Here is a 20,150-nt window from a genome sequence, read left to right on the forward strand (position 1 = left end):
GAACAAGGGAGGAAACAATGACAGGGGTCAAACCCGATACCGACTATACACGCAACGAAGAGAGTTATCTGGCGCATGTGCGCGGCCTGCAAGCCGCGCTCTGGCCGGCTGGCGTTCCCAGGGAGCCGGTGTTTCCGCTCGGCCGCCAGCCACTGACGCATTACCTGCGTGAATGGGCACGGCGGCAGCCCGACAAGGCGGCGGTGCTGTTCTACGGTCATGCCATCAGCTACGCCGATCTCGATCGTCTCAGCGACCGCTTCGCGAGCCTCCTGAAACGTCTTGGCGCGCAGAGAGGCGACCGCATCGCGGTGTTCCTGCCGAATTGCCCGCAGTTCTATGTCTGCTTCTACGGCATCCTCAAGGCCGGCTGCGTTCACGTGCCGGTGAATCCGATGTTCACGCGGCCCGAGCTTGCCTACGAGGTCAACGACACGCAGGCGCGCATCGTGATCGCGCACGATCAGCTGGCCCATCTCGTCGAAGAGGTCCGGCAGGAGTGCAATATCGCGCATCTCGTCGTCACGAGCTTTGGCGATGCGCTGGGGGCCGAACCCGAGGGGCCGCTGCCGCCAGCGCTGACGGCGCCGCGGGTCGCGGTCGCCAATTCCATCGACCTCATGGCTGCGCTAGCGCAAGAGGCTGATGCGCCGCCGCAGGCCGATGCCGGCATCGATGATATTGCGGCGCTGAACTATACGGGCGGTACCACCGGCATGCCCAAGGGCTGCGTCCACACGCAGTTCGACATGCTGTTCACCGGCGCCGTCATGGGATCGGTGTCGATGAAGGTCACGTCCGACGATGTCATCATCAATTTCTGGCCGATCTTCTGGATGGCCGGCGAGGACCTCGGCATCATCCTGCCGATGGTGACGGGTTCGACCTGCGTGCTGATGGCCCGCTGGGATCCGCAGGCTTACATGTTCGCCGTCCAGCGCTATCGCGCGACCATCTCGAACATGGTCGTCGACAACGCGGTCGAGATCATGAATCGGCCTGATGCAAGCCAGTACGACCTCAGCTCATTGCGGGAAGTCATGGTGGCGTCCTTCGTCAAGAAGCTCAATCCGGTGTTCCGCGACGGATGGCGCAAGCTCACGGGAACGACGCTGCGGGAAGCGGCGTGGGGGATGACCGAAACGCATTCCTACGATGCCTTCAACCGCGGCTGGCAGGATGACGATCGCGACCTCAAGCAGCGCCAGATCTTTTGCGGCATTCCTGTGCCGCAGACCGACTTCAAGATCCTGGAGTTCGGCTCGGACCGGCTGCTGCCGCTCGGCGAGGAGGGCGAATTGTGCGTGCGCACGCCATCGCTGCTGAAGGGGTACTGGAACAAGCCGGATGCGACGGCCGAGGGTCTCGTCAATGGCTGGCTGCGCACCGGGGACATCGGCATGATTTCGGAGCAGGGCACCATCCATTTCCTCGGCCGGCGCAAGGAGATGCTGAAGGTGAAGGGGATGAGCGTGTTTCCGTCCGAGATCGAGGCGGCGCTCGGTCAGCATCCCGACGTGACGGGAAGCGGGGTCATCGGACGCGTGGACGATACGCGCGGACAGGTCCCTGTCGCCTTCGTCACCGTGCTGCCGGAGCGCAAGGCGGTAACGACCGCGGACGTGCTCGCGGCCTTCTGTCGGGAGCGCCTCGCGGTCTACAAGATTCCGGAGATCCAGATCGTCGATGCATTGCCGATGACGGCGACCGGCAAGGTCAAAAAAGAAGAACTCGCTCGGCTTTACAGCTGAGCGAGTCCTGAGGTCGCGTAAAGTTTCTTCTTGAGGGCCTTACTTCTTGAGGGCTTTGCATTCGCTTTCGCTGGCCGGGATGAACGCTTCCGATCCCGGCACCTTCTTGACCAGGGTGATCAGATCGGTGGGGCTGCCCTTGGCGCCGGGCTTCTTCGCCTCGGCGTAATAGACGTCGCGCATCAGGCGTCCGTCTTCGCGAATGCGGGCGCCCGAGGTGAAGAGATCCTCGACCGGCATCTCCTTCATCTTGGCCAGCACCGCCGTCGTGTCGCTCGTGCCGGCGGCCTTCACCGACTTCAGATAGTGCAGGACCGCGCTATAGACGTTGGCCTGCGGATCGCTCGGCATCTTTCCAAACGCCTTCTTGAAGCGCTCGGCGAAGGCCTTGGTCTTGTCAGAGGCATCCCAGTAGTAGCTCAGCACGAGCGGCATGCCCTGCGTGGCCTCGTTGCCGAGCGCGTCGATGTCGACCGTGGTCAGCGAGAAGGGCACGAAGCGCTGACCGGTGCGGTCGATGCCGAACTCGGCCGCCTGCTTGATCGCGTTGGTCATGTCGGCGCCACCGCCGATGAAGCCGATATTCTTGGCGCCGGAGTTCTGAGCCTGCAGCAGGAACGAGCTGAAATCCGGCGTATTGAGCGGAAAGCGCACCGCGCCGACGAACTTGCCGCCGTCCTTCTCGATCATCTTCTGGGAGTCGCGCTCGATCGAGTGTCCCGCCGCGTAATCCACGGTCAGGAAGAACCAGGACGTCGGCTTGCCGTCGGATGCGCCTTTGATCGTGAGATTGGCGACCTCGTAGCCGTCATTGGCCCATTGCATGCCGTTCGGCGAGCAGGACTTGCCGCTGATGTCGCGGCTCGAGGCCATCGAGACCACCAGCAGCTTGTTCTTTTGCTCGGCAATGCCCTGCACGGCGAGCGCGACGCCGGAGCTGTAGATGTCGAAGATCGCATCGACGCCCTCTGTATCGAACCAGCGCCGGGCGATGACCGAGCCGATGTCCGGCTTGTGGCCGTGGTCCGCGGAGACCAGTTCGATCGGCTTGCCCAACAGCGCGCCACCCATGTCTTCGATGGCGAGGCGGGCAGCCGCGACCGAGCCGGGCCCGGTGATGGCGGAGTAGACGGAAGCCTGGTCGTTCAGGATGCCGATCTTGACGGGCCGATCCTCGGCCGAAGCATCACTAATGCCCATGGCGGCCGCCAAAAGTGCAAGCGATGCCAGCGTCGCTATTGTCCGCGTCATTCTCTCCTCCCGATGTTTCTTCGTCGATCTTTGCATCCACGATTTCACGGAGGTCTATATATGTCAATATCTTTACATGAATGCAGGCATTGGTCCGCTGGCGGTATTCAGTGCCTGACGGTTTGTCGCAGGCTGCCTATGCGAGGAGACGCTCGACGATGGGCTGCGCCACTCCCCAGCGCCGCAGCACCTCGCGCGTATCGTCGCCGGAGACGCGGGCAGATCGCGGGGTGGCGGCCGGCGTGCGGCTGAAGCGCGGCGCCGGGGCCGGCTGCGTCACTTCGTCGATGGTGACGAAGGTGGCGCGTGCGACATTGTGCGGATCGCTCGGCGCCTCATCCCAGTCGAGCACGGGCGCGACGCAGGTGTCCTCGCCGCCCAGCAGAGCAACCCATTCGGCGCGGCTCCGCGTGAGAAACATCGCCGCAATCCGCTGCTTTTGCGCCGGCCATTTCGCCTTGTTCATCTGGTCGTCGAACAGCGGGTCCGTTAGCCGGCACAGCGTGCGGAAGCGCGCGTAGAATTGCGGTTCGATCGCGCCGAGCGCGATGAACTTTCCGTCTGCGGAAGCATAGGTGTCGTAGAACGGCGCGCCGCCATCGACCAGATTGTCGCCGCGCTGATTGCTCTGGCTGCCGGAGGCACGACCTGCGTAGCGACCGGCGGCAAGCAGCGCGGCGCCATCCGTCATGGCGGCATCGACCACCTGTCCCTTCCCGGAGGCGCGGGCCTCGAGCAGTGCAGCCATGATGCCGAAGGCCAGGAACATTGCGCCGCCACCGAAGTCGCCGACCAGGTTGAGGGGCGGTGGCGGCGGCGAGCCGGGGCGGCCGATCGCGTGCAACGCGCCAGTCAGGGCGATGTAATTGATGTCGTGGCCGGCGCGGCGCGCGAGCGGGCCGTCCTGGCCCCAGCCGGTCATGCGGCCATAGACGAGACGCGGGTTGCGCGCGATGCAAATGTCGGGTCCGAGACCCAGACGCTCCATCACGCCGGGGCGATAGCCTTCGATCAGGACCTCGGCCTTTTCAATCAAGGCAAGCGCGCTCGCGACGGCGCCGTCCGCGCGCAGATCGAGATCGACGAAGCGGCAGCCGCGTCCTGTCACGTCGAAGCGCGGCTCGGTGTCGAACATCGAACCGCCGGGCCTGCGGATGCGCACGACCTCGGCGCCAAGATCCGCGAGCAGCATGGCGCAGAACGGGCCGGGACCGATCCCGGCCATCTCGACGACGCGCAGGCCCGCGAGCGGCCCGCTCACCGGATGATCTCGCCGGCGCCGCCGAGGCTGGCGAGCTTGTCGCGGCGGACCTTGAGCCCGGCCGCCTCGCGGTCCCATGTGTCCGCGGACACGCCGTCGGCGCGCAGCAGGTGTTTCTGCACCTTTTGGGTCGGCGTCTTCGGCAGCACTGGCAAGATCCGGATGTAGCGCGGGATCATGAAGTGGGCGAGCCGCGTGCGCAGCCACTCCAGCAGGGTGATCGCGTCGACCGATCGTCCTTCGACCGGCGAAACGACGGCGAGCACCTCGTCCTCGCCGAACTCGCTGGGGACGCCGACGACCGCGACCTCGCGGATATCGGGATGTGCGTTGATCGCAGCCTCGACCTCGAACGAGGAGATGTTTTCACCGCGCCGCCGGATCGCGTCCTTCATGCGATCGACGAAGAAGAACTCGCCGCGTTCGTTCTGTCGGAACGCGTCGCCGGTGTGGAACCAGCCGTTGCGCCACGCACGTGCCGTTGCTTCCGGGTTGCCGTAGTAGCCATGACTCATCGCCCAGGGCGCGTCCGTGCGCAGCACCAGCTCCCCGGTCTTGCCCTGCACGACATCGATGTCGTTCTCGTCGACGACGCGTGCGAACACGCCGGTGCGGGGTCGGCCGCAGGTGCCGAGCGTCTCGGGATCGCGCTCCGAGATGATCGGCCACGACGTCTCGGTCATGTTGAAGACGGTGTAGACCTCGACGCCGAAACGCTCGCCGAACTCCCTGAAGCCATCGGCCAGCGGCACGATGTTGACGACGCGCAGCGTATGGTCGCGGTCGCCCGGGCCCGGCGGCTCCTTCAGCAGGAATGGCACCATGGCGCCGAGCAGGGTCAAATAGGTCGATTGCGTTCGCCGTACCGTGTCCCAGAACGAGCGCGTGTCGAAGGACTCGACGAGCGCGATCGATCCGCCCTTGACGAGCATGCGGTAGACGGCGCCGGTGCCGCTCATGTGGAATAGCGGCAAATTGACCAGATTGCGGTCGTCAATCGTCAGCGGCGCAAAGGCGAGCGCGCAGGAGCCGCAGTGCATGTAGGTGCAGAGCACGCCCTTGGACGGGCCTGTCGTGCCCGACGTGTAGATGATCATCTGGTTGTCCCAGGGCATGATCGGGCGTTGCGGCGCGTCGGGCTCGCCCGGCGCGGAAAGATCGGCCGCGTCATGGTGCCGGAAGCCGGCCAAGCGCTTGTCGCGGGCGTCGGGCCCGATCAGCAGCAAATCGGTCAGTGCGCAGCGGTCGACGTCTTGAAGGCGGTCGACGAGCTCCACGTGGGAAATCAGCAGTCGCGCGCCGGAAATCCGCACGGCGTTCTCAAGCACCTGCCCACGCCAGGCGATGTTCATAGGGACATAGACGGCGCCGATATAGTTGATGGCAAACCAGATACGCAGCGCATCCGGACTGTTCGGAAGCCAGGTGAGGACGTGGTCGCCCTGTGCCACGCCCATGCGTTGAAGGGCGGCTGCGGTGCGGCGAACGGTCGAATGGATCTGTGCGTAGGTCCATTCGTGGCCGTCGTCGAAGCGGACGAACACCTTGTCCGGGGTATCAGCCGCATGGCGGTCGAGGACATGGCGGAGCACGCAGACCTCGGGCGGAAGGATGCGCGGATCCTTCCACGCCGCGTTTGTGCTGTGGCTCGTAGCCTGCATCGACGCTCTTCCCTAGACAGCGCGCTTGCGGAATACGGACATTGCCTTGGGATCGCGGCCTGACAGCAGCGTCGCCATCGTCATGTCCTCGACCGAGATCGCGGCGTGATTGGTCGGCGTGAAGTTGAGGTTGCCGAGCAGGCCCTTGTAGTCCCTGGTCGCGTCCATCGCGCGTTTGACCTTCTCGGGGTCGAAGGACTTCTCCTGTACGATCGCCGCGCGCACCAGATATAGGAAGTCGTAGAAGGGCGAGGCGGCGACGTTGACGCCGGTCTCCTTGGTCTCGGGAAAGGTGTTCGCCTTCTTGGCGAATTCCAGCTGCCTGCTGCCGATGTCTTCCTTGTCGCTCCAGGTCAGCGTCTTGTAGTAGGTGCCGGCCGCGTTCTGCAGCGCTTCCGCGGGCACGAGGTCGAGCAGCGAATCGGCGAACAGCGAGCTATGGCCGGCGATCGCCGGATAGTATTTCTGGCTGTGCATGGAGTTGAATCCCTTGGCCGTGATCGGCGTCGAGCCGGTCCAGAACAGCACGCCGTCGGCGCCGGCCTTGCGCAGATTTCCGACATAGCCGTTCAGGTCCGGCGCCGTAATCGGGAAGACTTCGACGCCGACAGGCGCTACGCCGAGCTTCTTCAGGATGGTCTGGCACGCCGCGACGACCTGTTCGCCATAGGCGGTGTTCTCCTGGAGAATGCCGATCTTCTTCAGCCTCAGCGTCTCGACGAGATAGCGCGAGGCCATCTCCGCCTGCAGGTCCGAATTGAAGGTGCACTGATAATGCCAGGGATAGCGGTTGCCGTCGCCGGCTTCCGAGGCGATGGCGTACATGGTGGTAATGGTCTTCGATGACGTCGTGACCGCGAGTGCGGCCAGTGACTGGCTCGAACCGGTGGGACCGCATATGTAGCGGACGCCGCCTTCCTGCAGCTTCTTGATGACGGCAGGTTCGCGCGCAGGGGACGCTTCGTCGTCTTCTTCCTGGCGCGCGATCTTCCGGCCCATGACGCCGCCGGCAGCATTGATCTCGTCGATCGCGATCAGTCCGCCGATATAGAGCGGGGCGTAGGAGGAGGCGAGCCGACCGGTCGTCGGTCGCACCCAGCCGATGTTGAAGGTATCGTCGGCCGCGAAACCCGGTCGCACCAAGGTACTCGCGCCAAGGGCTGCCACACCGCCGAGAAACAGGCGACGGTCGAGAGTGTTGCGTCGGATCGTCATGGCATTCCCTCCCAATATGTTCTTGTTGCTTCTGCGCGAGGCGCGTGGAGCTAGATCGGCGGGATCGACCGGAATTTCGGCGGGTGATCCGGCTCGCGCCGCGGCGGCACCTGTGCGAAGATCTCGATGATGCGACGGCGTGTGGTGCGCGGATCAATCACGTCGTCGACGCCGAAGCCCTCGGCCGCATGGATGGCGCCGGTCTGTGCACGCGTCTCCTCGATCATTTCCTGGCGGCGCGCCTGCGGATCGGGGGCGGACATGTATTCTTTCCGGAATGCGACATCGACGGCCCCCTCGATCGACATCGCGCAAATCTGCGCCGAAGGCCAGGCGAAGGAGGCGTCGGAATCGAAGGCACGGCCACCGTTCATGGCGAAATAGCCGAGGCCAAAGCCCTTGCGGATCACCACCGACACGCGCGGGACGCTGGCGTGGCCCCATTCGTAGATCAGCTTTGCGCTTCGCCGCCCGAGTGTGGTGCGCTCCGCAGCCGAGCCGATGTAGAAGCCGGGCACGTCGATCAGCGAGATCAGCGGCAGGCCATAGGCATCGCAGAGCGCGATGAAATGCGCGCCCTTCTCGCAGGCATTGGCATCGAGGATGCCGCCGGTCCGCATCGGCTGGTTGGCGATGAAGCCGACCGGCCGTCCGCCAAGCCGCGCGAATGTGGTGATGATATTGCCGGCAAAGGTTGGCTTGATCTCGAACAGGCTGCCGACATCGGCGATGCCTCTGATGATCTGGCGCATGTCATAGGCGCGTCGGGTCGAGGGCGGAACGATATCGAGCAGCGCGTCGTCTCCGCGATCGCTGGGATCATCGGTCGCCACCAGGGGCAGGGGCTTGCGCGCGTTTCCGGGCAAATAAGAGAGGAAGCGCTTCGCGGCGGCGAACGCCTCGTCCTCGCTGGCGACGCCGAGATCGGCAAGGCCCTGCTTGTCGACCTGCACCGCGGCGCCGCCGAGCGCTTCCTGGTCGGTCTCCTCGCCGGTCCCGGCCTTCACCAGCGCAGGTCCCGCAAGGCCCATCACGGACTGGCCGCGCACCATGACGACGAGGTCGGCGAGGCCGGCATAATTGGTCGGTCCGGCAAAGCCTGCACCGAGCATCAGCGCGACCATCGGGATCCATCCCGAGGCATGCGCAAGGTCGTGAAACATGCTGTTGGCTTGGGCGAAGTGCCGCGAGTTTTGTCCGCCCTGGATGCGGTGGCCGCCACCGTCGAGCATCATGACCATGGGGATGCCGCGGCGGATCGCGATCTTCACCAGGCGGTGGGTCTTGGCGCTGCCGAACTTGCCGATGCTGCCGCCGAATACGCTGAAATCCTGCGCGAAGACGGCGACGGGGCGCCCGTCGATGCGTGCGGTGCCCGTAACGACACCGTCGGCCGGCGATTTGTCGCGGGGATGGGGCTGGCCTGCCTGCGGCTCCTCCGAGGCGAGCGCGCCGATCTCATCGAACGTACCGGGATCGACGAGACTGGCGATCCGTGAGCGCGGCGACATGCGGCCGCGTTCGGCCAGCCGCTTCATCGCCTCGGGACGCGCCTCGTCCATCAACTTGCCGCGCTCGCTCTCGATCGCCGCGAGAATCTGCCGCTGCCCGGCATCGGGATTGGTCGTCATGGCTGGCTCTGTCGGGGTTCGGAATGATGGGGCGCGCCGTGCTCGCCCATGAAGGCGGCGTGCAGGGCGTCGCCGGCTGCGATCTCGGCAGCCGGGCCGCTGGCGATGACGCGCCCGTTCTGCATGACATAGGCGTCGTTGGCGATCTCGAAGGCGCGCTCCACCATCTGCTCGACGAGGAGGATCGCGACCCCTTGCGCTCGTAGTGCGAGGATGGCGGCCAGCACCTGGTCCACCAGGACCGGCGCGAGGCCGAGCGAGGGCTCGTCGAGCATGAGCAGCTTCGGCTCGCGCATCATCGCCTGGGCGATCGCGAGCATTTGTTGCTGGCCGCCGGACAGGCTGCCGGCCGGCAGGTTCATCTTCTCCTGCAGGATCGGAAAAAGCTCGTGGATGCGCGCGACACGCCGGCCGTGCTCTTGCTCGGTGAGGCGCAGCCCATAGCGGCCGAGCTCGATATTGTCGGTGACACTCTGGCGCCGGAACAGGCGCCTGCCTTCCGCGACGTGCAGCAGGCCCGCATCGACGATGGCATTCGGCCGCGCGGTCGTGATGTCGCGGCCATCGAAGGTGATCCTGCCGGAGGTCGGACGATTGAGGCCGGACAAGGTGCGCAGCAATGTCGACTTGCCGGCGCCGTTGCGGCCGACCAGCACGACGATGCGTCCCTGGCGAACGTCGACCGAGACGTCCTCGAGAACGCGGACATGGCCATAGCCTGCATCAACATTGGCGGCCGACAGCAGCGGCGCGGAGACCATCGCCTTCATGCGGGAACTCCAGCTTTCAGCGCCCGCTCGCCCATATAGGCCCGCATCACGCGTTCGTCGTTGAACACCGCTGATGGCTTGCCCGCGGCGAGCACCGCGCCGCGGTCGAGAACGGTTACGCGGCTTGCGACATTGGCAACGAGGTCGAGATGGTGCTCGACGATCACGATCGTCGCCCCCAAACCGCAGATGCGCATGATGAGCCGCTCCAGCCGCTCCAGTTCGGACATCGACAGTCCTGCCGCGGGCTCGTCGAGCAGGATCAGCCGCGCGCCGCCCATCATGGCGCGGGCAATCTCGACCAGCCGTTGCTGGCCGTGCGGGATCTCGCCGGCTTCGATGTCGGCGCGGTCGGCGACGCCGACGAATTGCAGGAAGCCGAGCGCCTCCTGCCGCAGTCGCCGCGTCTCAGCACGCGCCGATGGCAGCCGCAACGCCGTCGAGAGCAGCCCCGCGCGTTCGCGCGTATAGGCGCCGAGCATGACGTTATCGAGCGCCGTGAGGTCGGCGATCAGCCGCGGAGTCTGGAAGGTGCGTCCGACACCACGCGCGGCGATCTGCTGCGCGCCGGAGCCGAGCGCCTCGGCGCCGCCGATCTTCACGCTGCCGGAGTCGGGCACGTAATATCCGCTGGCGAGATTGAGCAGCGTCGTCTTGCCGGAGCCGTTCGGGCCGACGATGGCGCAGCAGCTTCCGGCTGGAACGGAGAGATCCACGCCGTCGAGGGCCTGGACGCCGCCGAATTGCTTGCGCAGTCCGGTGATGTCGAGCGCCAGGCCTGCGATCGGCGGATGCTCCCTGGCTTCGGACGCGGCAGCGTTGGCTGCCGGCTTGGCCGGTGCCATGCGCCGCCAGGCCTGCCGCAGTGCGCCGTACAGGCCATGCGGTGCGAGCAGCATCAGGCCCAGCAGCATGCCGCCGTAGATCAGCATGCGCCAGCTCTGGAGGCCGGCCAGCAGTTCCGGGATCAGGAAGAAGACCAGCGCGCCGATGATCGGTCCCCAAAGCGTGCCGAGGCCGCCGAGCACCACGGTCAGCAGGAAGAAGATCGAGAAGTCGGCGGTGAAGTCATCCGGTGTGACCACCGTCTTCTGCACGGCGAAGAAGGCCCCCGCAACACCTGCAAGTGCGGCCGAGATCACGAAGGCAACGAGCTTGGTCCGCTGCGGCGAGGCACCGACGGCAAGCGCTGCCGGCTCGACGTCGCGCACCGCGACGAAGGCGCGGCCGAAGCGGGAGTGCACGATGTTGCGCACCAGGATGAAGGCGACGATCGTGACCGCGACGATCGTGTAATAGAGCGGCCGCGGGCCGAATTCGGAGCCGAAAGCCGAGGGCGGCGGCACGCCGACGACGCCGGCAAAGCCCTTTGTCAGCCAGCGCCACTCGACGATCATCTTCTCGAAGACCAGCGCAAAGGCGAGTGTGATGAAGGCGAAGTACCAGGTGCTGAGCCGGAAGGCGGGCAGGGCCGCCAGCACGCCGAGCCCGGCGGCGAGCACCATTCCGACCACGGCTGCGGGCCAGAACGGCCAATGATGATCGACGGTCAGGAGGGCGACCGAGTAGGCGCCGATCGCGACGAACGCGGCGTGCCCGAGCGAGACCTGCCCGGCATAGCCCGCGAGCAGATTGAGGCCGATCGCGGCGATGATGTAGATGCCGAGCTGGGTGGCGACGAACAGCGCGTAGGAATTGGCGCCGACAAAAGCAGGAAGGGCCAGCGCAACGGTGAGTGCGGCGAGCTGCATGGTGATGGGAATGACGGCGCGTGACATGATCAGACCGTCCGTGCATTCGGGCTGCCGAACAGGCCTTCCGGCTTCAAGAGCAGCACCGCCAGGACGACGATAAAGATCACCGCTTCCTGGTAGCCGGGCGACAGCAGCGACGCGCCGACCGCTTCCGTGACGCCGATGACGTATCCGGCGATCAGCGCGCCGCGATTGTTACCGATCGAGCCGACGGCCGCAGCCGCAAAACCCTTGAGCAGCAGATCCGGACCGAGGGACGTCGATGCATAGAGGACGGGCGCGGCGAGAATGCCGGTCATGGCCGCGAATGCTGCACCGAGGAAAAACGACCAGCGGCCGAGACTGCCGGGATCGATGCCGCGCAGCAGGGCCGCCTCGCGATCTTCGGCGACCGCCATCACGGCCTTGCCCTTGAGCGTGCGGTAGATTCTCTCGACGATGAGAACGAGCACCAGCGTCACCAGGATGAGCGCAATCTCGTAGGACGAGATGCGCGACGACAGGATGTCGAGCGATTCCATGCTGAGCAGCGCGGGCGGCTTGACCAGGATCGGATCGGGTCCCCAGAAGCGCCCGACGAGGTTGGAGATGATCAGGGACGTCGCGAGCGTCGTGATGACCCAGCCCGTTCCCGTCTGCGATCGCGCCAGGATGGGCGCGACCGCAACACGCTCCTCGACCAGCCCGATGCATCCGACGGCGACGAGCGTCCCTGCGAAGGCGACCAGCCACGGCATGCCCGCGAGCGAGGTGAGGCTCGCGAAGATCATCGCGCCGAGCATGACGAGCTCTCCTTGCGCGAAGTTGAACACGTTGGTCGGCCGGTAGAGAATATTGAAGCTCACCGCGACCAATGCATAGAGGCTGCCCGCGACGATGCCATGCGCGAGGACGTCGATATCCATCGGCGTGCCTTCACTGGCCGGGTGCGCGGGCGCGCATACAGCCAATGGCGCGCGGATCCTGTCCCGACGCGACCGAGACCAGCACCACGTCCTTGGCCCCGATGCCCGAATGGTTTTCCGGCGTGAAGGAAATGTCGCCCAGCAGGCCTTTGTGATTGCTGAGCTTGTCGAGCCCGCGCTTGATGGCTTCGGGCTCGAAGCTCTTCTCCGATTCGATTGCGGCCTTCAGGCAATAGAGGAAATCGTAATAGGGCGCGGCGGCGACGTTGACCTCATAGCCCTTCGATTCCGGGTATTTTGCCAGTTTCTTGGCGAACTCAAGCTGCCGCGCGCCGGGCTGCTCGGCGTCGGTCCAGGTGAAATTGCGATAGTAGGTCGCGAACACGTTCTTGACGGCTTCTGCCGGCACGAGATCGAATAGTGCCGGCAACATCAGGCCGCTGTGACCGGTCACCGGCGGGAACCATTTCAACGTCTTCATCGCGTTGAAGATCATGGCGGCATTGGGAACGTTGGCGATCCAGCCGATGATTCCGTCCGCGCCTGATTTTTGCAGATTGGCGACGTAGGTCGACAGGTCGGGCGCCGAGATCGGATAGACCTGCTCGCTGACCGGCGTGAGGCCGAACTTCTTCTGCAGGATAGCCTTCGTCGCGGCTGTTCCCTGCTCACCGAAGGCGGTGTTCTCCTGCAGGATGCCGATCTTCTTCAGGCCGAGCGTCTTGATCATGTATTCGACGCAGACATGGGCCTGCTGATCGGTGTTGAACATGATCTGGTAGTGATAAGGATATTTGCGCCCATCGCCGGCTTCCGCGGCAGCCGCATAGGTCGCCTGGATGGTCTTGGCTGATGTCGTGGCCGCGATCGATGCGAGCGACTGCGAGCTGCCGGTCGGTCCGACGAAACATCCGATGTTCTGTTCACGCAGCTTGCGCACGATGCCCGGTTCCTTTGCCGGCGACGCCTCGTCGTCTTCCTCGATGCGCGCGATCTGGCGGCCCAGAATGCCGCCGGCGGCGTTGATTTCATCGACAGCGATGAGCCCGCCGAAATACAGCGGCGCAAAAGACGAGGCGAGGCGGCCGGTCGTCGGCCTGATCCAGCCGACCTTGAATGCTTGCTGCTGTTGCGCAAATGCGGGGCCGGCGAAGGCAGCAACGCCGAGCTGTGCGGCGAGACGCAACAGCGCGCGTCGATCGATGAGGTTGCGGGCAAGCAAGGGGATTGCGGGCGTCGAGCGCATGCGTTTCTCTCCCGGATGAGCGGCTCTTGTGTCGGCCGCAATTTGCGCCCGATCATAATACTTGTTGACCGACCAGCAAGTAGATTATTAACTTCGGCCATGGCTTCTCCAGCGCCTCAACTCAAGACAAAGCCTGCATCGCGGCAGGACGAACGGCGGCGTGCGTCAGATGCGCGCATGTTGCGCGCAGCGATGTCGATCATCGCGCAGAAGGGCGCAGCGGGAGCGACGCTCGCCGAAATCGGTCTCGCCGCGGGCTTTAGTCGTGGGCTTCCGGCAGAGCGGTTCGGCACGAAATTCGCGCTGCTGAACGCGCTGATGGATTTCATGGAAGGCTGGTTTGCCGAGCGACTGCGTCACGCAATCGGGGACAAGACGGGGCTCGACGCCGTGCAGGCGCGGATCGACGCGCATGTGGACAGCGCTTGCGCCAGCCCGGTGGCGACCGCGGCGCTCTATTCGCTGTTCGTCGAATCGCTCTGCGCCATACCGGAGTTGCAGTTGCGCACGCGCGCCATCAGCGCCAGCTTCCATGACGGCTTTCGCAGGCATCTGGAGCAGGCGCGCCGCAGCGGAGAACTCCGCGAAGGCGTCGATTGCACGAAGATGGCCAACATCCTGGTCGGCATGTTGCGAGGCCTGATCATCCAGTCGCTGCTCGAGGGCAATGCGACGAGCCTCGCGACGAACCGGGCGCAAATCCACGCATTCATCGACGCGGGCTTGCGCAAGCGACGCAACGGTGCGGGAGGGCACGCTTCCGGCCGGCGGAAGAACCACTGACGGCGTTCGCGCCGGAATAAACGACCGCCTGAAGGCGGCGCAATGGGAGGCGCCAATGAGTGGCGACAACGATCGGCTGTCCCCATCGGACAGATACGTGCTGCGCAATCTGGTCGACCGCCACGCGCGCGAGCGGGGCGACCAGACCTTCATCGTGCTGTCGACGGGCGAGGAATGGTCGTACACGCGGCTGCGTGACAACGTGCGCCGGGTCGCTGCGAGCCTCCAGGCGCTCGGCGTGAAGCAGGACGATTTCGTCCTGTCCTGGCTCCCGAACGGTCCGCATGCCATCGCCGTCTGGTTCGCACTGAACTACATCGGCGCGGTCTACGTCCCTGTGAATGTGTCCTATCGCGGGCGGTTGCTCGCTCACGTGATCAAGAATTCCGGCGCGCGCCTGATGATCGCCGATGCGAGGCTCGCCGAGCGGCTCATCGAGGTCGAGACCGCCGCGCTCGATACGCTGGTCGTGGTGTCGGGCAATCCGCCACCGGGCCTGACGGGCATTCGCGGCCTGACCGAAGATGCGCTTGGCTCTGCCGCCGGCGAGCCCGCCGATCCTCCGCGCGCGATCATGCCGTGGGACACCCATGCGGTCATCTACACGTCGGGCACCACCGGTCCGTCGAAAGGCGTGCTGTCGTCTTATCGCCATCTGGCGGCAACGACGGAGGCGATCGATACCGTGACCTCGGATGATCGTGCCATGGTCAACCTGCCTCTGTTCCATGTCGGCGGCACTAGTGGCGTTTATCGCATGCTGACGCGCGGCGGCTCGATCGCGCTGGTCGAAGCCTTCGACACCCGGACCTTCTGGGACACGGTGCGCCGCACCGGCGCCACTACGACAACGCTGCTCGGCGCGATGATCCCGTTCCTGATGAAGGCACCGCCGAGCCCGCGTGACCGCGATCATACGTTCCGGCAGGCAATCATGGTGCCGCTCGCCGACGACGCGGCGGAATTCACCGCCCGCTTCGGCGTCGACATCTACACGGTCTTCAACATGACGGAGATTTCGTGCCCGATCGTGTCGGTGCGCAATCCGGATGTGCTCAAGACTTGCGGTCGGTTGCGCGACGGCTTTGAGGCCCGCGTGGTCGACGAGAACGATGTCGAGGTGCCGCATGGCACGATCGGCGAGTTGATGGTCCGGGCCGACGAGCCTTGGACGATGAATCACGGCTACAACGCAAATCCCGAGGCAACCGCGCGAGCCTGGCGCAACGGCTGGTTCGACACCGGCGATGCCTTTCGCCGGGACGAGGCCGGCAATTTCTTCTTCGTCGACCGCATGAAGGACGCCATCCGCCGACGCGGCGAGAACATCTCCTCGTTCGAGGTCGAGGCGGAAATCGGGGCGCATCCGAAGGTGCGCGAGAGCGCGGTCGTCGGCGTTCCCAGCGAATTCGGCGAGGACGAGGTCATGGCGGTGATCTCGCCGGTCCCCGGCGCCGACATCGACCCGCTCGAGATCATCTCGTTCCTGACCCCGCGACTGCCGCACTTCATGGTGCCGCGGTACGTCCGCCTGCTGGCTGAACTGCCGAAGACGCCGACCCAGAAGATCGAAAAGCACGTGCTGCGCTCGGAGGGCGTGACCGGCGACACGTGGGATCGCGAGCAGGCAGGCATCCGCCTCAAACGCGAGAAATTGACAGCCGGAGATTTGAAGGTCGCACGATGAAGGAAGATACCAAACCGAGGGCCGATCTCAGGCTCGTTCGGGATGCCCAGGCCGAACGTCTTGACGCCGCGCGTCCCAAGGCGGTCGCACGCCAGGAGAAGCGGGGACGCTGGACGGCGCGCCGGGCCGTCGAGGCGCTCGCGGATCAGGACAGCTTCGTCGAATATGGCGGGCTGGTGCGTCCTGCGACGAAGGGCATGGAAGGCGCTGCCGACGGACTGGTCATGGGGACCGCCAAGGTCGACGGGCGGCCGGTGGATCTGGTCCTGTACGACTACACGGTCTATGCGGGCACGCAGAGTGCAATGAACCACGCCAAGATCACGCGCATGTTCTCGCATGCCGAGAAGCACCGGTTGCCCGTGATCTGCTGGCTCGATGGCGGCGGCGCACGGCCGCACGACATGCACGTCACGGCCAGGCCTTCGACGCCGACCTTCGTGGTGTATGCCCGTCTGTCCGGGCTCGTGCCGACGGTCGGCATCTCGCCGGGCCGGGCCTTCGCGGGCCACGCCAATCTCGCGGGATTGTGCGACGTCCTGATCGCCACGGAGGATTCGGCCATGGGCATGGCGGGCCCGCCGTTGGTCGAGGCCGCGCTCGGCAAGAAATACACGCCGGAGGAGATCGGTCCGGCCTCGGTGCACTGGGCCTCGGGCGTGATCGACATCCTCGTCAAGGACGAAGTCGAGGCAATCGCCGCCGCGAAGAAATATCTCGGCTATTTCGACATGCAGCAGCCGGCAGGCGAAGCGCCAGACCAGATGCTGCTGCGCGACATGGTGCCGGAGGACCCCCGCAGGGCCTACAATGTCCGCAACGTAATCCAGACGCTGTGCGACGTCGACAGCGTCATGGAGGTCAAGGCGGGTTACGGCAAGGCGGCCGTGACGGCCTTCGGCCGCATCGCGGGCCGCACTGTCGGGATCGTCGCCAATCAGCCAATGTATCTTGCCGGCGCCATGGACACGCCGGCCTGCCTCAAGATGGCCCGCTTCATCCAGATCTGCGATGCCTTCGACATTCCCCTCGTCGTGCTCTGCGATACGCCCGGCCTGATGGTCGGGCCGGAGGTCGAGAAGACCGGGCTGATGCGTCACAGCGCGCGCGTGCTGTCGGCGCTCGCCAATGCCACCGTGCCCGTGCTGACGGTCGTGCTGCGCAAGGCTTACGGCCTCGGCTATTACATCATGGGCTCGCGTCCGCTCGAACCGGCGATCCTCGTGGCGTGGCCGACCGCCGAGTTCGGCGGCATGGGACTCGAAGGCGCTGTCAACATCATCTACGCGAAGGAGCTCGAGGCGGCTACGACGTTGGAGGAGCGCGCCGAATTGCACGCCAGTCTGACAGCGGAGCTGAAGCGATCGAACACGGCGGTCGAGAGCGGCGCCAAGTTCCTCTACGACGACGTCATCGATCCCGCCGATACGCGGGACATCCTCGTCAAGACGCTCGAGACGCTACCGCAGCCGGCGCCGCGAACGACGCGCAAACGCGTCATCGAGCCGTTCTGAACGTCAAGAAATTCTGTTGTGAAGACCTGAAAGGCAATTTGGAATGGCAAAGCTTGAAGCAAAGTCCGAGGTGAGCGGTTTCGTCTGGAAGGTGGAGACCGAGCTCGGCAAGCGCGTGGCGAAGGGCGACACGCTCATCCTGATCGAGTCCATGAAGATGGAGATCCCGGTCGTAGCGGAGGCTGACGGGGTGGTCGTGAAGATCTCCGTCGAGGAGGGCGCCGCCGTCAACGAGGGTAACACGGTTGCCGTGCTGGAGATATGAGGACTACTTTAGGAAAGAGCCTTGATGATGCGCCGGCGAAGTCAATTCCGCCCGGTGAAAATGAAAGACGTTCCGCGTCAAGCTCGGTGAGCAGGAAGCTTATGGATGTTTCGGGTGCCTTGCGTGAGGGAGCCTGGGCGCCCTTGATTGTCTTCGGCGCAAATTGCAAGCTCGTCTGGTTCTCCAACTGAAGTGCTGGCTCCGCATGCAATGGCGCCCGGTGGCTCTCGATTGCGGAGAGCTGCAACAGGCCTGCCTGCGCCGCAGGTCAGGATGTCCACGAACGCGCAACTGTCCGTATGGCGGAAAAACAGCTCGCGCTTGAAGCAAGAACGTTCAAAACGAAGAGGAACGCATGTCTGGAGCATATATCATCGACGCGGTTCGCACGCCGCGAGGCATCGGCAAGCCGGGCAAGGGGGCGCTGTCGCACCTCCATCCGCAGCAATTGGCCGCAACGGTGCTCAAGGCGCTCAAGGAGCGCAACAACCTCGACACCTCGACGGTCGATGACATTATCTGGTCGACGTCGACCCAGGAGGGTAAGCAGGGCGGCGATCTCGGTCGCATGTCGGCGCTTGCGGCTGGATATGACATCAACGCCAGCGGCACGACGCTCGACCGCTTCTGCGGTGGCGGTATTACGTCCGTCAATCTTGCCGCAGCATCGGTCATGTCGGGAATGGAGGACTGCGTCATCGCGGGCGGCACCGAGATGATGAGCTATCAACAGGCTTTGGCAGCCGAGCGATCCAAGGCCGGCCAGCCAGCGCGGCTGATGGGTGCGGGCAATGCGGCGCTCGACGCCGTTCATCCGCAGTCTCACCAGGGCGTGTGCGGCGACGCCATCGCCACGCGCGTGGGTATCAGCCGCGAGGCCTGCGACGCGCTGGCCCTGGTCAGCCAGCAGCGGGCCAAGAGAGCGATTGACGAACGCCGCTTCGCGAAGTCGGTGGTGCCTGTGTACAATGATGACGGAAGTGTCGCTCTCGATCGTGAGGAATTCCCGCGCCCTGAGACGACGGCCGAGGGACTCGCTGCGCTCAAGCCCAGTTTCGAACAACTCGCCGATTTCGATCTCGGCAACGGCGCGACGTTCAGGAAGCAGATCCAGCGCCGCTACCCCGACCTCGAATGGAAAGGCGTGCATCACGCCGGCAACAGCTCGGGTGTGGTAGACGGCGCAGCCGCTGTGCTGATTACCTCGAAGACATATGCCGAGAAACACGGCCTCAAGCCGCGCGGCCGGATCGTGGCCTATGCCAACCAGGGTGACGACCCGACGTTGATGCTGAACGCTCCCGTTCCGGCGGCCAAGAAGGTTCTCGCCAAGGCGGGCCTGACCAAGGAGGATATCGACGTCTGGGAGATCAACGAGGCCTTTGCGGTCGTCGCCGAGAAGTTCATCCGCGACCTCGGGCTGAATCGTGAAAAGGTCAACATCAATGGTGGCTCCATCGCGCTGGGGCACCCCATCGGTGCGACCGGATCGATCCTGATCGGAACGGCGCTCGACGAACTCGAGCGCAGCGGTGGACGCTATGGTCTCGTTACCATGTGTGCCGCCGGCGGGATGGCGCCGGCCGTCATCATCGAACGCATCTGATCTGAAAAGGGATTCTGCAATGAAACTCAGTTCATCGGTTGCCGCTGTTGTCACCGGCGGCGCTTCCGGTCTCGGCGCAGCTACGTCGCGAGCCCTCGCTGCGGAGGGCGTGAAGGTCGCCATCTTCGACTTCAACGTCGAGAAGGGGGAAGCCATCGTCCGGGAGATTGGTGGGGTGTTCTGCAAGGTCGATGTCACCTCGGACAACGAGGTCGATGCGGCTTTTGACAAGGCCCGCGCGGCCCACGGCCAAGAGCGCATCCTGGTCAATTGCGCAGGCACAGGCAACGCGGTGAAGACGGCAGGCCGGGACAAGAAGACCGGGGAGGCCACCCACTTTCCGCTCGATGCCTTCAATCGCATCATCCAGATCAACCTCGTCGGCACTTTCCGCTGCATCGCGAAGTCGGCGAAGGGCATGCTGTCGCTGGCCCCGCTCGAGGACGGCGAGCGCGGTGCGATCGTCAACACCGCTTCCGTGGCGGCCGAGGACGGGCAGATGGGGCAGGCTGCATATTCGGCTTCCAAGGGCGGTGTCGTCGGCATGACGCTGCCGATCGCGCGCGATCTGATGAACGAGGGAATCCGCGTCAACACGATCCTGCCGGGCATCTTCAATACGCCCCTGCTGCAGGGAGCTCCGGAGAACGTCAAGGCTGCTCTCAGCGCGTCGGTGCCCTTCCCGAAGCGTCTTGGAATGCCGGAGGAATATGCGCAGCTTGCGCTGACAATGATCACCAACGGCTACTTCAACGGTGAAGACGTCCGCCTCGACGGCGCCATCCGCATGGCCCCCCGCTAAGAGCATTCTAAAATGAATGGGGCGACCGGACATCAAGTCCGGTCGCTC

At 64.9% G+C, this 20,150-nt stretch carries 16 protein-coding genes; 7 read left to right on the forward strand and 9 right to left on the reverse strand.

The annotated features are described in order from the left end of the window. The first annotated feature begins 17 nt into the window (after positions 1-17). On the forward strand, positions 18-1,751 hold the full coding sequence (locus ACR9YP_RS22355; protein WP_474217084.1) for an AMP-binding protein: 1,734 nt from the start codon (positions 18-20) through the stop codon (positions 1,749-1,751). A gap of 39 nt (positions 1,752-1,790) precedes the next feature. Here the strand turns inward: ACR9YP_RS22355 and ACR9YP_RS22360 are convergent, their stop codons facing one another. The 9 genes from ACR9YP_RS22360 to ACR9YP_RS22400 all read right to left on the reverse strand — a co-directional run bounded on the left by ACR9YP_RS22360 (position 1,791) and on the right by ACR9YP_RS22400 (position 13,385). Then, positions 1,791-3,002, reverse strand: a complete 1,212-nt coding sequence (locus ACR9YP_RS22360) for an ABC transporter substrate-binding protein (protein WP_438107827.1) — start codon at positions 3,000-3,002, stop codon at positions 1,791-1,793. A gap of 136 nt (positions 3,003-3,138) precedes the next feature. Beyond that, positions 3,139-4,263: a CaiB/BaiF CoA transferase family protein gene (locus ACR9YP_RS22365; RefSeq protein WP_438107828.1), complete on the reverse strand. Its 1,125-nt coding sequence runs from the start codon at positions 4,261-4,263 to the stop codon at positions 3,139-3,141. Further along, on the reverse strand, positions 4,260-5,924 hold the full coding sequence (locus tag ACR9YP_RS22370) for an AMP-binding protein (RefSeq protein WP_474217085.1): 1,665 nt from the start codon (positions 5,922-5,924) through the stop codon (positions 4,260-4,262). The genes ACR9YP_RS22365 and ACR9YP_RS22370 overlap by 4 nt, the downstream gene beginning before the upstream one ends. Before the next feature lie 12 nt (positions 5,925-5,936). After that, the gene (locus tag ACR9YP_RS22375; protein ID WP_474217086.1) at positions 5,937-7,139 is read right to left on the reverse strand and encodes an ABC transporter substrate-binding protein; all 1,203 of its coding nucleotides are present in this window, start codon (positions 7,137-7,139) and stop codon (positions 5,937-5,939) included. A 50-nt stretch (positions 7,140-7,189) separates the two neighbouring features. Beyond that, the gene (locus ACR9YP_RS22380; protein ID WP_438107831.1) at positions 7,190-8,770 is read right to left on the reverse strand and encodes an acyl-CoA carboxylase subunit beta; all 1,581 of its coding nucleotides are present in this window, start codon (positions 8,768-8,770) and stop codon (positions 7,190-7,192) included. Further along, positions 8,767-9,540, reverse strand: coding sequence for an ABC transporter ATP-binding protein (locus ACR9YP_RS22385; protein ID WP_438107832.1), 774 nt, complete (start codon positions 9,538-9,540; stop codon positions 8,767-8,769). Before ACR9YP_RS22385 ends, ACR9YP_RS22380 begins: the two co-directional genes overlap by 4 nt. Then, positions 9,537-11,318, reverse strand: coding sequence for a branched-chain amino acid ABC transporter ATP-binding protein/permease (locus ACR9YP_RS22390; protein WP_474217087.1), 1,782 nt, complete (start codon positions 11,316-11,318; stop codon positions 9,537-9,539). Before ACR9YP_RS22390 ends, ACR9YP_RS22385 begins: the two co-directional genes overlap by 4 nt. Positions 11,319-11,320: 2 nt before the next feature. Further along, positions 11,321-12,199, reverse strand: a complete 879-nt coding sequence (locus tag ACR9YP_RS22395; protein ID WP_438107834.1) for a branched-chain amino acid ABC transporter permease — start codon at positions 12,197-12,199, stop codon at positions 11,321-11,323. A gap of 10 nt (positions 12,200-12,209) precedes the next feature. Beyond that, positions 12,210-13,385 carry an ABC transporter substrate-binding protein gene (locus tag ACR9YP_RS22400; protein WP_438107835.1) on the reverse strand — a complete coding sequence of 392 codons (1,176 nt, stop codon included), beginning with the start codon at positions 13,383-13,385 and terminating at the stop codon, positions 12,210-12,212. On the opposite strand from ACR9YP_RS22400, the gene ACR9YP_RS22405 reads away from it, so the two are divergent. From ACR9YP_RS22405 to ACR9YP_RS22430, 6 genes are all read left to right on the forward strand, one after another. After that, the gene (locus ACR9YP_RS22405; protein WP_438107836.1) at positions 13,320-14,228 is read left to right on the forward strand and encodes a TetR/AcrR family transcriptional regulator; all 909 of its coding nucleotides are present in this window, start codon (positions 13,320-13,322) and stop codon (positions 14,226-14,228) included. The two genes, ACR9YP_RS22400 and ACR9YP_RS22405, sit on opposite strands and share 66 nt — an antisense overlap. 55 nt (positions 14,229-14,283) lie before the next feature. Continuing rightward, positions 14,284-15,915, forward strand: a complete 1,632-nt coding sequence (locus ACR9YP_RS22410; RefSeq protein ID WP_474217088.1) for an AMP-binding protein — start codon at positions 14,284-14,286, stop codon at positions 15,913-15,915. After that, on the forward strand, positions 15,912-17,429 hold the full coding sequence (locus tag ACR9YP_RS22415) for an acyl-CoA carboxylase subunit beta (protein WP_474217089.1): 1,518 nt from the start codon (positions 15,912-15,914) through the stop codon (positions 17,427-17,429). Before ACR9YP_RS22410 ends, ACR9YP_RS22415 begins: the two co-directional genes overlap by 4 nt. Positions 17,430-17,472: 43 nt before the next feature. Continuing rightward, complete coding sequence (locus ACR9YP_RS22420) at positions 17,473-17,694, forward strand: biotin/lipoyl-binding carrier protein (protein ID WP_354136620.1); 222 nt, start codon at positions 17,473-17,475, stop codon at positions 17,692-17,694. 355 nt (positions 17,695-18,049) lie between these two features. Next, on the forward strand, positions 18,050-19,300 hold the full coding sequence (locus tag ACR9YP_RS22425; protein WP_474217090.1) for an acetyl-CoA C-acetyltransferase: 1,251 nt from the start codon (positions 18,050-18,052) through the stop codon (positions 19,298-19,300). 19 nt (positions 19,301-19,319) lie between these two features. Beyond that, positions 19,320-20,102 carry an SDR family NAD(P)-dependent oxidoreductase gene (locus ACR9YP_RS22430; protein WP_438107840.1) on the forward strand — a complete coding sequence of 261 codons (783 nt, stop codon included), beginning with the start codon at positions 19,320-19,322 and terminating at the stop codon, positions 20,100-20,102. Positions 20,103-20,150 lie beyond the last annotated feature (48 nt).

It is taken from the genome of Bradyrhizobium sp. BR14999 (assembly GCF_056106085.1).

Coding starts and splice junctions, on each gene's coding strand:
- ACR9YP_RS22390 (WP_474217087.1), bottom strand. CDS start 11,318: ATGTCACGCGCCGTCATTCCCATCACCATGCAGCTCGCCGCACTCACC.
- ACR9YP_RS22395 (WP_438107834.1), bottom strand. CDS start 12,199: ATGGATATCGACGTCCTCGCGCATGGCATCGTCGCGGGCAGCCTCTAT.
- ACR9YP_RS22430 (WP_438107840.1), top strand. CDS start 19,320: ATGAAACTCAGTTCATCGGTTGCCGCTGTTGTCACCGGCGGCGCTTCC.
- ACR9YP_RS22360 (WP_438107827.1), bottom strand. CDS start 3,002: ATGACGCGGACAATAGCGACGCTGGCATCGCTTGCACTTTTGGCGGCC.
- ACR9YP_RS22410 (WP_474217088.1), top strand. CDS start 14,284: ATGAGTGGCGACAACGATCGGCTGTCCCCATCGGACAGATACGTGCTG.
- ACR9YP_RS22425 (WP_474217090.1), top strand. CDS start 18,050: ATGTCTGGAGCATATATCATCGACGCGGTTCGCACGCCGCGAGGCATC.
- ACR9YP_RS22375 (WP_474217086.1), bottom strand. CDS start 7,139: ATGACGATCCGACGCAACACTCTCGACCGTCGCCTGTTTCTCGGCGGT.
- ACR9YP_RS22385 (WP_438107832.1), bottom strand. CDS start 9,540: ATGAAGGCGATGGTCTCCGCGCCGCTGCTGTCGGCCGCCAATGTTGAT.
- ACR9YP_RS22370 (WP_474217085.1), bottom strand. CDS start 5,924: ATGCAGGCTACGAGCCACAGCACAAACGCGGCGTGGAAGGATCCGCGC.
- ACR9YP_RS22415 (WP_474217089.1), top strand. CDS start 15,912: ATGAAGGAAGATACCAAACCGAGGGCCGATCTCAGGCTCGTTCGGGAT.
- ACR9YP_RS22355 (WP_474217084.1), top strand. CDS start 18: ATGACAGGGGTCAAACCCGATACCGACTATACACGCAACGAAGAGAGT.
- ACR9YP_RS22380 (WP_438107831.1), bottom strand. CDS start 8,770: ATGACGACCAATCCCGATGCCGGGCAGCGGCAGATTCTCGCGGCGATC.
- ACR9YP_RS22420 (WP_354136620.1), top strand. CDS start 17,473: ATGGCAAAGCTTGAAGCAAAGTCCGAGGTGAGCGGTTTCGTCTGGAAG.